The following is a 12,099-nucleotide window of genomic DNA, read 5'->3' as shown; positions in this document are numbered from 1 at the left end:
CGCTCGCGTCACCCCGATGCCGGCGTGAGGGTCACCCAGTCCGCGTACTTCGGCGCTCGACCGTCCCCGGACGATGTACCGGTCAGACGCCGACGCACCCACGGACCGAGATGCTCGCGGTAGTAGTCGCGGCGCCCCAGCTGACCGAACTCCAGCTCGGGTAGCGACCACCACTGTTCCGGTGGCGTCAGACCCAGCGCCGTCAGCACCCGAGCTGCGACGCGATGATGACCCCGGCTGTTCATGTGCAACCGGTCGGGCGACCAGAACGGCGGCGCCGACAAGTCGCGGTCGGGCCAATTCAGTGCGCGGATGACATCGGGACGATCCTGAACTCGCCCGACGACGGCGATCGACAGGAGGTCACCGCGCCTTTGGATGACGCGACTGAGCGGAAGCTGTGGCGAGGGATTCGCTCCGGACAGGAGGATGAGCCGCACGCCCTCCTCGTCGCACCGCCGGAGAACCTGGCTGAAGGCGTCCGCGATGTCACGGATCGACGTCCGCGGTCGGAGCATGTCGTTGCCGCCGCCGTTGAACGACAGGTGTGTGGGTTTCAAGGCCAGCGCGGGTTCGAGCTGCTCCTCGACGATCGGCCAGACGAGCTTCCCGCGGATCGCGAGGTTGGCGTACTGGATCGGCTGCTCGGTCGCATCCGCCCAACCCTGGGCTGCGAGGTCGGCCCACCCCCGGGTGCGTCCGTCGGGAAGCTCGTCGCCGACGCCCTCCGTGAACGAATCCCCGATCGCGACATAGCGCACTGCAGCCATCAGACCACCCTACAAACGCTCAGCGGTCATCCAAGGCACGGCCTCGCCGGTCGGAGAGACCCCACGCACCGGCCGCCGCGATCGCGAAGAACGCTGCGAACACGACGAAGAGCACCGGAGCTCCCCCGAGTGCCAGGAGCGGTGGTACAGCGAGCGGGGCGATGATCGACGCGATCCGGCCGACTCCCGCCGCCCACCCAGCGCCCGTCGCGCGCACCGAGGTGGGATACGTCTCCGGAGTGATCGCGTACAGCGCGCCCCACGCGCCCAGGTTGAAGAAGGACAGGGCCATTCCCGTCGCGATCACCGTCGCCTCGCTCGTCGCCGTGCCGAACAGCACCGCCGCGACGGCGGAGCCGACGAGGAAGACCGACAGCGTCGCACGACGGCCCCAGACCTCGATCAACCAGGCCGCCGCGGCGTACCCCGGCAGCTGGGCGAGGGTGATGATGAGGGTGAACCCGAAAGAGCGGACGAGGTCGTACCCCTGCGCGACCAGGATCGACGGGATCCAGATGAAGGCACCGTAGTAGCTGAAGTTCACGCAGAACCACACCAGCCAAAGGCACACGGTGCGAAGACGGAACTCGGGGCTCCACAGAGCCGCGACGCCGGCGCGCACCCTGCTCCCCTCGACCGTCGGCGCCGGCGCCGGCGGAGTCGCGGCCGTCGGAGTCCCCCCGCGCGGGAAGAGGGCCGGCGACGTCTCGAAAGAGCGGACCACCGCCTCCGCGTCACCGGCTCGACCCCGGCGCTCCAGCCAGCGCGCCGACTCCGGGAGCCCCCACCGAACCACCAGGGCGTACGCCGCGGGGACCGCGCCGAGCGCGAAGGCCCAGCGCCACCCGTCCTCGGATGCCGGGATCACGAAGAATCCGATCAGCGCCGCCGCGGTCCATCCGACCGCCCAGAAGGCCTCGAGGATGACGATGACCCGGCCCCGGATCCGCGCGGGGGCGAGTTCGCTCACATACGTCGAAGCGACGGGGAGTTCGGCTCCGAGGCCCAGACCGACGATGAAACGGAGCACCAGCAGCGCCGCCACGCCTCCGACCAATGCGCTGGCACCGGTGGCGAGACCGTAGACGAGCAGGGTGACGGCGAAGACCGAGCGACGCCCGATGCGATCGGCGAGGAGCCCCCCGAGGCTTGCGCCGACGGCCATGCCGAGGAATCCGGCGGAGGCGATGAGCGAAGCCTCCGTCCCGGTCAGGCTCCACTGCTGGGCGAGAACCGCGATGACGAAGGAGATGAGCCCCACATCCATCGCGTCCAGCGCCCACCCCACCCCGGATCCGGTGAGGACCCGGAGGTGCCTGCGGGTGAAGGGAAGACCGTCGAGACGGTCGCTGACCGACTCGGGTGCGGTGCGGATGCTCACGCAGTCATGTTAGGGCGCTGCCGTCGTCGCCGGTTCCGGCGCGGCATCCAGCGCCTGCGCCTCTGCAACCAGCTCGCGCACGCGCGGGATCACCTGCGTTCCGAACAGCTCGATCGAGCGCATGAGCTTTTCGTGACCGAGCGTGCCGTTGGAGTACTTCAGGTCGAACCGGTCGAGCCCGAGAGTGAGCACCGTCTCGGCGATCTTGCGAGCGACACGCTCGGGTGAGCCGGCGTAGATGGCACCCTCGCCGACATCCTGCTGGAAGCGGAGCCGGTTGTACGGCGGCCATCCGCGCTCGCGCCCGATCGTCGAGAACATGACGTCGAAAGCGGGGTACGCCTCCTCCCACGCCTGCTCGTCGGTGTCGGCGATATGACCGGGCGAGTGCACCCCGATCGGCCGCGACTCGTGTCCGAAGGATGCCAGCGACCGGCGGAACAGCTCGGCGTACGGGGCGAAGCGCGCGGCGGGTCCGCCGATGATGGCGAGCATGAGACCGAAGCCGTACCGCGCGGTGCGCACGACCGACTCGGGAGAGCCGCCCACACCGACCCACGCCGGCATTCCGCCTTCGGTCTTGGGGAACACGTCCACGTTCGACAGACCGCGACGCGTCGTGCCCTCCCAGGTGACCGGCCGCTCGGTGAGCAGCTGGGCGAACAGCTCGAGCTTCTCTTCGAAGAGCACCTCGTAGTCCTTCAGCTCATAGCCGAAGAGCGGGAACGACTCGGTGAAAGAGCCGCGCCCGAGGATGGGCTCGGCGCGACCGTTCGAGAGGGCGTCCAGGGTGGCGAAGCGCTGGTAGACCCGCACCGGCTCGTCGGACGACAGCACCGTCACCGCCGTTCCCAGACGGATGTCGCGTGTCCGCGACGCGATCGCGGCGAGAACCACCTCGGGGCTCGACACGGCGTACTCGCGGCGGTGGTGCTCCCCCACGCCGAAGAACGAGATGCCCACCTCGTCGGCGAGCACCGCCTGGTCGACGAGGTTGCGCAGGGTCTGCGCCTGCGACAGCTCGTGGCCGTCCGCGTCGACGGTGACGTCCCCGAAGGTGTGGAGTCCGAACTCGATCATGATCGCCCTTTCTCTGCGGCCCCGGAGGGACCTATTCAGACGAATAGAACATCGTGGCTCTCAGACTATTCCTTCGGGGACGTCGCCGCACCTGTCAGCGCGCGAGCGCGGTGCGGAGGGTGTCCAGGCCCACGCCGCCGATGTCGAGCGCCTTCTTGTGGAATGCCTTGAGGTCGGCGTCTGCGCCGTTCGCCTCGCGATAGTCGTCGCGCAACTGCTCCCAGATGCGCTGTCCCACCTTGTACGACGGTGCCTGCCCGGGCCAGCCGAGGTAGCGGTTCACCTCGAAGGTGACGAACTCGTCGGGCATGTTGACATTGCGACGCATGAACTCCAACGCGAACGGGGCGTCCCACGTCCCTTCGCCATCGGGGCGCTGCTTCTCGAGGTGCACGCCGATGTCGAGCACGACGCGCGCGGCACGCATCCGCTGACCGTCGAGCATGCCGAGTCGATCGGCCGGGTCATCGAGGTATCCCAACTGCTCCATGAGGCGTTCGGCGTACAGCGCCCATCCTTCGGCGTGGCCCGAAGGGCCGGCCAGCAGCCGACGCCACGAGTTCAGCTGCGCGCGGTTGTACACCGCCTGCGCGATCTGAAGATGGTGGCCTGGCACGCCTTCGTGGTACACCGTCGTGAGCTCGCGCCACGTGTCGAACTCCGTGACACCCTCCGGCACCGACCACCACATGCGTCCGGGACGGGAGAAGTCGTCGGTGGGGCCGGTGTAATAGATGCCGCCCTCGTTCGTAGGCGCGATCATGCATTCCAGGCGACGGATCGGCTCGGCGATGTCGAAATGCGTCTTGCCGAGCTCGGCGACGGCGCGGTCGCTGGTCTCCTGCATCCACTTCTGCAGCGCCTCTGTGCCGTGGAGCTTCCGCGACGGATCCTCCTCCAGGAACGCCACGGCTTCCTCCACCGACGCGCCCGGCTTGATCTCACCGGCGATCTGCTCCTGCTCGGCGACCATGCGCGCGAGTTCCTCGACGCCCCATTCATAGGTCTCGTCGAGGTCGATCGTGGCGCCGAGGAATCGGCGCGACATCAGCGCGTACACTTCCCGACCGACGGCGTCCTTCTCGGTCGCCACCGGGGCGAGTTCACCGGAGAGGAACGATGCCAGTTCGTCGTACGCGACGCGTGCGGCACCGGCGCGGTCGGACAGTTCACGGGCGAGGGATGCCGGAAGCTGACCCTCGGCAGGAGCGGCGTTGCCGACGAAGGTCGTGAAGAACCCCCCATCGGCGGTGTAGCGGGCGATCTGGGTCGCGACCTCGACCACCTGGCGGCGAGCGGGAACCATCCCCTGCGCGATCCCCTCGCGGAGAGTGGAGATGTATCCGCGCACGGCCTCGGGGAGGGCAGACATCCGCTCGCTGACGACCGACCAGTCCTCGGCGCTGTCTGTCGGCATGAGGTCGAACACCGCTCGGATGTCCTGAGCGGGAGAGGCGATCACGTTGAGGTCGCGCAGGTGCCACTTCGCCTCGTCGAGCTCGATCTGCAGGTCGAGCTCGCGGGTGAGATCCTCCTTCGTCACGGCGTCGATCTCGTCGGCGGGGGTCGCGCTCGCTAGAGCTGCGCGCACCTTCTTCGCCTCTTCGATCACGCGGGCCTGACCCTCGGGCGAGTAGTCGCCGTAGCGGTGGTTGTGCTCGGATCGACCGATGTACGTCGCCAGCGACGGATCGAGTTCGGCCAGGGTGTCGACCCACGCCTCGGCGATCGTGTCGATCGGCGTGGGGGTGCGGGATGAGTCTGTCATACCTCCGAGCCTAGGCACCCCGCTCGCCCGAGCGCTAACAATGCGGCGGTGCGCCGCGACCGATGGTGCGCCCGGTCAGTGGCCCGCGGCGTTCCAGTCGGCGCCGCGGCCGATCTGCACGTCAAGCGGAACGGTCAGCTCCGCCGCATCCGCCATCCGCTCCCGGACGATGCGCTCGGCGGCGTCCCACTCCCCCGGCGCCACCTCGACGACGAGTTCGTCGTGGATCTGCAGGAGAACACGCGAGGCGAGCCCTTGTGACGTGAGGTCATCGTGGATGCGGAACAGGGCGACCTTCATGATGTCGGCGGCGCTGCCCTGGATCGGCGCATTCAAAGCCGCCCGCTCGGCGTTCTCACGCAGCACCCGATTGGGGCTGTTGAGGTCGGGGAACGGCCGCCGGCGGCCGAAGATCGTCTCGGTGTAGCCGTCGATGCGGGCCTTCTCGACAGACGTGCGCAGGTAGTCGCGCACGGCGCCGAACCGCGCGAAGTACTCGAGCATGAGCTCCCGCGCTTCGGCCTGCTCGATCCGCAGCTGCTTGGACAGCCCGAACGCCGACAGACCGTACACCAGGCCATAGGACATCGCCTTGACCTTCGTCCGCATTGCGGGGGTGACGTCTTCGGGTGCGACACCGAAGACCCGCGCACCCACGAACCGGTGGGTGTCCTCCCCTGAGTTGAACGCCTCGATCAGGCCGGGATCTTCGGACAGGTGCGCCATGATGCGCATCTCGATCTGCGAGTAGTCGGCGGTCAGCAGCGCCTCGTAGCCGTCACCGACCTCGAACGCCGACCGGATGCGGCGGCTCTCCTCCGTGCGGATCGGGATGTTCTGGAGGTTGGGGTCGGTGCTCGAAAGCCGCCCCGTCTGCGACCCCGTCTGAAGGTAGGTGGTGCGGATGCGCCCATCGGCACCGATCGCGGTGTCGAGCGATTCGATGATCTGGCGGAGTTTGGTCGCCTCGCGATGCTGGAGCAGGAGGTTCAGGAACGGATGCGGGTGGGATTCCTGCAGATCGGCGAGCACCGCGGCATCCGTGGAATATCCGGTCTTGGTCTTGCGGGTCTTCGGCAGCTGGAGCTCTTCGAAGAGCACCTCCTGCAGCTGCTTCGGCGACCCGAGGTTGACCTCGCGTCCGATCGCGGCGTAGGCCTCCTGGGCGATCCGGTCTGCCCGGTCGCCCAGCTCGCCCGTGAACTCCGACAGCTTCGCGTGCGAGACCGCCACTCCGGCGAGCTCCATGTCGGCGAGGGTCTGCAGCGTCGGCAGCTCGATGTCGGTCAGGACCGAGAGGACGGATGCCGCGAGCTGCGAGCGCTGCGCCTCGGCGACGCGCAGCGTGAACCACGACAGCTGCCCCGGGGTCGCGCCCTCGGTCTCGGGGACGAGCTGAGCGGGGTCGGACTCGGGGAGCTTCTCGCCCAGGAAACGATCGGTGAGGTCGGCGAGGGACTTGTCGGGGAAGCTCGGGCGCAGGAGCCAGCCCGCCAGGATCGTGTCGAAGGCGAGTCCGCCGAGGCGGATCCCCTCGCGGCGGAGCGCCTTGACCTGCGGCTTGGCGTCGGTGAGCACCTTCGGAGACTCCGAGAGCAGCCACGGGGTGAGAGCGGCGGCGATCTCTTCGGACCAGGTCGCCTCGACGGCGGCGTCGATCGTGGCGAGCCCGATGCGACGCGGTCGCCCGTTCTCGGCGATGAGCGTCAGTGCCACATCACCCGACGCCTCGTCGACCCAGGCTGCCAGACTCGCCGAGTCGGGCTCGGAGGGGGTCGGCGCCGTGGCGGTGGGGACGGCGGCCTGTGCCGACATGGCCTGATCGACGCCCGCCGCCTCGAAGACCCGGGGCAGGAGCGTACGGAACTCCAGCTGCGCGAAGATCTCGCGGACGGCCTGCGCATCGATCGGCCGCACCGCGAGGTCAGCGGGGCCGACCGGGAGATCGACGTCGGTAAGGAGTGCGTTCAGCTGTCGGTTGCGGCGTACGTCGTCGAGATGCTCACGGAGGTTGTTCCCCACCACCCCGGTCACCTTGTCGGCCTGGGTGAGAAGGTCATCGAGCGATCCGAACTGCTTCAGCCACTTCACCGCCGTCTTCTCACCCACCTTCGGCACGCCGGGAAGGTTGTCGCTGGTCTCGCCGACGAGAGCCGCGACATCGGGGTACATCGCCGGCTCGACGCCGTAGCGCTCGCGGACAGCCTCGGAGTCGTAGCGCTTGAGCTGCGAGACGCCCTGCACATTCGGGTACAGGAGCGTGATGTCGTCGGTGACCAGCTGGATCGTGTCGCGGTCTCCGGAGCAGACGAGGACGTGGAAGCCCTCTGCCGCTCCACGCGTGGCGAGCGTCGCGAGGATGTCGTCGGCTTCGATGTCCTCCTGCTCCAGCACCGGGATGCTCATCGCCGCGAGGCATTCCTTGAGCAGCGGGATCTGTCCCTGGAATTCCTTGGGGGTCTCGGAGCGGTTGGCCTTGTACTCGGCGTACTGCCGCGTACGGAACGACTGACGCGAGGTGTCGAAGGCGACAGCGAGGTGCGTGGGCTTCTCAGCCTTGATGAGGTTGATGAGCATCGCCAGGAACCCGTAGATCCCGTTGGTGTGCTGCCCGTCCTTGGTGGAGAAATTGTCGACGGGGAGGGCGTAGAACGCCCGGTAGGCCAGCGAGTGGCCGTCCACGACGAGGAGGGTAGGCTTTGCGGAGTCCGTCACCCTGACAGCCTAGACGCGGGGTGAGACACCCCCCGAGCCAGGAACCCCCGATGACCGACACCGTCGACACCGATGCCGATGAGCTCTCCTGGGCCGAGGCCCGGGGCATCGGGGCGCTCGCCGAGAAGATGGGCTTCGAGTGGCTGGAGTTCACCGCTGCGCGGTGCGCGGCACGGATGCCGGTGGCGGGCAACACCCAGCCGGTGGGACTCTTCCACGGCGGCGCGTACGTGGTGCTCGGCGAGTCGCTCGGCTCGATGCACGCCAACTTCCACGCCGGGCCCGGGCGCCTCGCGGTCGGCGTGGACATCAACGCGACGCACACCCGATCCGCGACCTCCGGTTTCGTGACCGGAGTCTGCACGCCCCTGCACCTCGGTCGGAGCGTCACCGTGCACGAGATCGTCGTGACCGACGATGAGGGACGCCGCTGCTCGACGGTGCGGATCACCAATCACATCAAGGACGTGGCCGCCCGCAGCTGACACCCTCTCAGGCGGGTTTGCGCGCGATGATCGTGAAGGTCGCCGGAATGCGATCGCGGACGCCCTCGGGCCACATCCATCCGTGGTCCACGGGCACCATTCGCCCGCTGAACCGCCAGGGGAGCACTCGCCCCTCGTCGAGCTTCTCGATCTGCAACCCGGCGGAGATGAGGGAGTTGATCGTCTCGGAGAGGGGATGAGGCCACTCGTAGGTTCGCGAATGGGCGACCTTGCCGTCACCGGCGTAGGTGGAGTCGTCATCCCACATCTGCGCCGTGCCGTCTGCGAAGTAGCGGTGCCGCACCAGATCGTCGTCGGCATCCTCGTCGATCGTGTAGAGCATCGGATGCCCGTCGCGGATGTAGAACAGCCCGCCCGGACGCAGCAGGGCCGCGATCTGCATCGCCCAGCGATCGAGGTCGCGGAGCCAGCCGATCGTTCCCACGCTGGTGTAGACGATGTCGAAATCGCCGCTCACGTGCGTTCGGGCTTCGAGCACGTCGCCGAGGACCCAGGTCACATCGACACCCGCGCGTTCCGCCAGACGCGCCGCGACCTCGAGGGCACGGTCGCTGAAGTCCAGCGCCGTCACCCGCGCACCGGCTCGGGCGAGTGACACGGTGTCCGTACCGATGTGGCACTGGAGGTGACAGAGATCCTTGCCGCGCAGCGTGCCGACGAACGGCAGGAGCGCCGCCAGATCGTCGCTGGCGACCTCTGATAGATGCTCCGGGTCGTCGAAGGCCTCCAGTCCGTAGGCCTCCTCGTGGAGCGCGGCCCGGTCCTGCCAATTGGCGAGATTGAACGCGCGCGCGTCCTCCCAGGCGATCTCGACTCCGTCCGCGTGTGCGACGGCAGCGTCCGTGGGAGGCTCGGTGGTCACTTCTTGGGCGCGAGCTGCTCGATGATCGCCTTGGCGACATCCTGCATCGTCAGGCGACGGTCCATCGACGCCTTCTGGATCCAGCGGAACGCCTCGGGCTCGGTGAGGCCCATCTTCTCGTTCAGGAGACCCTTCGCCCGGTCGACGAGCTTGCGGGTCTCGAAGCGCTCGACCATGTCGGCGACCTCGGCCTCGAGCGTGATGATCTGCTCGTGACGGGCCAGAGCGATCTCGATGGCAGGAAGCAGATCGTTCGGGGTGAAGGGCTTGACGACATAGGCCAGCGCGCCGGCCTCGCTCGCGCGCTCGACGAGCTCCTTCTGGCTGAAGGCGGTGAGCAGCACCACGGGGGCGATGTGGTTCTTGCTGAGCTTCTCGGCGGCGCTGATGCCGTCGAGCTGCGGCATCTTGACATCCATGATCACGAGGTCGGGGCGCAGCTCGGTGGCCAGTTGCACGGCGGTCTCGCCGTCGCCGGCCTCTCCGACGACATCGAAGCCGTTGTCGCGAAGGATCTCGACGATGTCGAGGCGGATGAGCGACTCATCCTCGGCGACGACGACCCGGCGAGGGGCGGATGCGGCGGCCTGCTCTTGCCCGGACTGCTCTTGCCCGGCGCGCTCTGACTCAGTCACCCCGCAATCCTACGGCTTCCCGCATGCGGGCCCGCAATCGGGTCCGCTCGCTGCGATAGGGTCGAGGGCGGACGCGGCCGCTGGCCGCGAGCCGGTGTGGCGGAATGGCAGACGCGACCGACTCAAACTCGGTTGCCCGAAAGGGCGTGTGGGTTCGACTCCCACCACCGGCACCATGCCCGGCGCGACGCCGGCTCACGCGCCGTAGAACTGGTGGCCGAGGGCCTTGCTCTTCAACGCCTCGAACTCGCCCGCGGTGATGACCCCCGAATCGAGCAGCTGCTTGGCCTTGGCGATGTCGTCCGCAGGGCTGGCTGACGGCGCGGGCCGGTAGTCGTCGTTCTCGGCCACTGCTCGAGGTGACGCCGCCTGAGCGCGCTCCGCCATTCCCCGACCCCGGGCGATGATGTAGACCAACGCGGTCAGAAGCGGCACGAAGACCAGAGCGATGATCCACAGTGCCTTGAACCAGCCGTTGAGCTGATGGTCGCGGAACAGGTCGGTGATGATGACGATCACGACGTAGAGGTAGGCGACGAGATAGAACGCCCACAGCATGAGCCAGATCAGATCGGTGATGTAGGGCATGTCGCTCCTCGCCTCGAGGGATGGCCTCAGCGTAGCGACCACGTGGTCCGAGCGGGAGAGGCGTGGGCGGAGTGCTCGATCACCGGTTGTCAATCCCCCGAGGGGTGGCGGACGGCGAGTGGCAGGATGATCCGGCCCCCGGGAAGGACACGATGCAGAGAATGTCGATCGCTCGCGCCGCGCGCGAGCTCTATGGGTGGGAAGACCTTCGGGAAGGGCAGGAGGAAGCCGTCAGCGCACTGCTGGCGGGCCGGGACGTCGTCACCGTCCTTCCCACGGGTGCAGGAAAGTCCGCGGTCTACCAGCTCGCGGGAGCCTTGCGGGACGGCATGACGATCGTCGTCTCCCCTCTCATCGCCCTCCAGGCCGATCAGCTCGCCGGTCTCTCCGAGACTCCGCGCGCGCCCCGCGGCGCCATGCTGAATTCGTCGATTGGAGAGCGCGCCACCGAGGAACTCTGGCAGTCCGTCCGGGCCGAGAAGGTGGAATTCCTCTTCCTGGCCCCGGAACAACTCGCCAAGGACGATGTCCTCGACCGGCTGTCGAACCTGACGATCGGCCTGTTCGTCGTGGACGAAGCTCACTGCGTCGCGAGCTGGGGGCACGACTTCCGTCCCGATTATCTCGGTCTCGGCGGGGTGCGCGAGCGACTGGGGCACCCTCCCACCGTCGCGCTGACCGCGACGGCTGCGGCACCCGTTCGCGAGGAGATCGTCGAGCGCCTCCGGCTGACAGATCCGCTTCTCGTGGTTCGAGGTGTCGATCGACCGAACATCGATCTGGATGTCCGGAGGTTCGCGCTGGAGGCCGAGAAGGACCGGGAGATCATCGAGGTGATCCCGACGCTTCCTCCGCCGGGGCTGGTCTACACCTCGACCCGACGCGCTGCGGAGGAGCTGACGTCCCGTCTGCGCGAACAGGGTGTTCGCGCAGAGACCTATCACGCCGGGCTCCCCTCGCGCGAGCGCCGACGAACGCACGAGCAGTTCCTGCACGGGGAGATCGACGTCGTCGTCGCGACCAACGCGTTCGGAATGGGCATCGACAAACCCGACGTGCGCTTCGTCGCGCATGCCGCCGTTCCCGAGTCGCTGGATGCTTACACGCAGGAGACCGGACGCGCGGGAAGAGACGGGGAACCCGCGCAGGCGGTGCTGTTCTACCGATCCGAGGACCTGGGAATCCGCAAGTACTTCGCCGCGCGATCCGTCGATACCGGGGCCGTCAGCCGGGTCTACCGGACCCTCGTGAAGGCGGATGCGCCGGTCGGGATCCGGGCGCTCGCCGAGACCCTGACTCTCTCGACGCGGCGCGTCACCGGGCTCGTGAACCTCCTCGTGGAAGCGGGAGTGGTCGGTGTCGACCGCAACGGCGCGACGGTCATCGCCGTGCGACGACCGAAGGAGGCAGCAGCACTGGCGCGGGAGGCCGCCGACCGTCGGCAGCGGATCGAGCAGTCACGCCTGGACGTCATGCGCCGGTATGCCGAGACCAGGGGGTGCCGCCGGCGGGTGCTCTTGAGCTACTTCGGGGACGACGGCTCGGAGTCCTGTCGCAGCTGCGACACCTGTCGAAGCGGCACGGCCGATGAGGAGGTGTTCGTCATCGCAGACGCGCCCTTCCCCACCGGGTGCGAGGTCGAACACGCCGAATGGGGACGCGGGAGCGTCGTGGACGTCGAGGACGACCGGCTCACTGTCTTCTTCGGGGAGCAGGGCTACAAGGTCCTTCAGTCGGCCGCCGTCGAAGAGAGAAACCTCCTCACGCGCGTCGCGTGAGGAGGTCTCTTCGTCA

The 12,099-nt window shown here is 68.1% G+C and carries 10 protein-coding genes and 1 tRNA gene; 3 read left to right on the top strand and 8 right to left on the bottom strand.

From position 1 onward, the window contains the following. Positions 1-8 precede the first annotated feature (8 nt). The 5 genes from DT073_RS09960 to polA all read right to left on the bottom strand — a co-directional run bounded on the left by DT073_RS09960 (position 9) and on the right by polA (position 7,714). Positions 9-770 (bottom strand): SGNH/GDSL hydrolase family protein, encoded by a 762-nt coding sequence (locus tag DT073_RS09960; RefSeq protein ID WP_205782925.1) that lies wholly within the window; start codon positions 768-770, stop codon positions 9-11. Positions 771-789: 19 nt separating this feature from the next. After that, positions 790-2,145, bottom strand: coding sequence for an MFS transporter (locus tag DT073_RS09955; RefSeq protein WP_502697163.1), 1,356 nt, complete (start codon positions 2,143-2,145; stop codon positions 790-792). A gap of 15 nt (positions 2,146-2,160) precedes the next feature. Then, positions 2,161-3,231: an LLM class flavin-dependent oxidoreductase gene (locus DT073_RS09950; protein WP_124293248.1), complete on the bottom strand. Its 1,071-nt coding sequence runs from the start codon at positions 3,229-3,231 to the stop codon at positions 2,161-2,163. 94 nt (positions 3,232-3,325) lie between these two features. Next, positions 3,326-4,999 (bottom strand): DUF885 domain-containing protein, encoded by a 1,674-nt coding sequence (locus DT073_RS09945; protein WP_124293247.1) that lies wholly within the window; start codon positions 4,997-4,999, stop codon positions 3,326-3,328. Positions 5,000-5,074: 75 nt separating this feature from the next. Next, on the bottom strand, positions 5,075-7,714 hold the full coding sequence (gene polA, locus DT073_RS09940) for a DNA polymerase I (RefSeq protein WP_124293246.1): 2,640 nt from the start codon (positions 7,712-7,714) through the stop codon (positions 5,075-5,077). Positions 7,715-7,764: 50 nt separating this feature from the next. Between polA and DT073_RS09935 the strand changes: the two genes are divergently transcribed. Then, a complete protein-coding gene (locus DT073_RS09935) occupies positions 7,765-8,199 on the top strand; it encodes a hotdog fold thioesterase (RefSeq protein ID WP_124293245.1) in 435 nt (144 codons plus the stop codon). Positions 8,200-8,206: 7 nt separating this feature from the next. Here DT073_RS09935 and DT073_RS09930 read toward each other — a convergent pair whose 3' ends face one another. Together DT073_RS09930 and DT073_RS09925 are read right to left on the bottom strand one after the other, a co-directional pair. Beyond that, complete coding sequence (locus DT073_RS09930) at positions 8,207-9,082, bottom strand: class I SAM-dependent methyltransferase (protein WP_124293244.1); 876 nt, start codon at positions 9,080-9,082, stop codon at positions 8,207-8,209. Then, on the bottom strand, positions 9,079-9,717 hold the full coding sequence (locus DT073_RS09925) for an ANTAR domain-containing response regulator (RefSeq protein ID WP_124293243.1): 639 nt from the start codon (positions 9,715-9,717) through the stop codon (positions 9,079-9,081). The genes DT073_RS09930 and DT073_RS09925 overlap by 4 nt, the downstream gene beginning before the upstream one ends. Before the next feature lie 90 nt (positions 9,718-9,807). Between DT073_RS09925 and DT073_RS09920 the strand changes: the two genes are divergently transcribed. Next, positions 9,808-9,893, top strand: a tRNA-Leu gene (locus DT073_RS09920). Between the two features lie 19 nt (positions 9,894-9,912). Here the strand turns inward: DT073_RS09920 and DT073_RS09915 are convergent. Further along, positions 9,913-10,305: an SHOCT domain-containing protein gene (locus DT073_RS09915; RefSeq protein WP_124293242.1), complete on the bottom strand. Its 393-nt coding sequence runs from the start codon at positions 10,303-10,305 to the stop codon at positions 9,913-9,915. 161 nt (positions 10,306-10,466) lie between these two features. On the opposite strand from DT073_RS09915, the gene DT073_RS09910 reads away from it, so the two are divergent. Beyond that, entirely contained in the window at positions 10,467-12,083 is a 1,617-nt protein-coding gene (locus tag DT073_RS09910; protein WP_240638569.1) for a RecQ family ATP-dependent DNA helicase, read from the top strand. The last annotated feature ends 16 nt before the right edge of the window (positions 12,084-12,099 follow it).

The sequence above is a fragment of the Microbacterium sp. ABRD28 genome, from assembly GCF_003850245.1.
GTDB lineage: Bacteria > Actinomycetota > Actinomycetes > Actinomycetales > Microbacteriaceae > Microbacterium.
Note: the sequence above shows the minus strand (reverse complement) of the source record. Positions and strands in the feature narration are given on the sequence as shown.

Coding starts and splice junctions, on each gene's coding strand:
- DT073_RS09960 (WP_205782925.1), bottom strand. CDS start 770: ATGGCTGCAGTGCGCTATGTCGCGATCGGGGATTCGTTCACGGAGGGC.
- DT073_RS09950 (WP_124293248.1), bottom strand. CDS start 3,231: ATGATCGAGTTCGGACTCCACACCTTCGGGGACGTCACCGTCGACGCG.
- DT073_RS09945 (WP_124293247.1), bottom strand. CDS start 4,999: ATGACAGACTCATCCCGCACCCCCACGCCGATCGACACGATCGCCGAG.
- DT073_RS09935 (WP_124293245.1), top strand. CDS start 7,765: ATGACCGACACCGTCGACACCGATGCCGATGAGCTCTCCTGGGCCGAG.
- DT073_RS09915 (WP_124293242.1), bottom strand. CDS start 10,305: ATGCCCTACATCACCGATCTGATCTGGCTCATGCTGTGGGCGTTCTAT.
- DT073_RS09910 (WP_240638569.1), top strand. CDS start 10,467: ATGTCGATCGCTCGCGCCGCGCGCGAGCTCTATGGGTGGGAAGACCTT.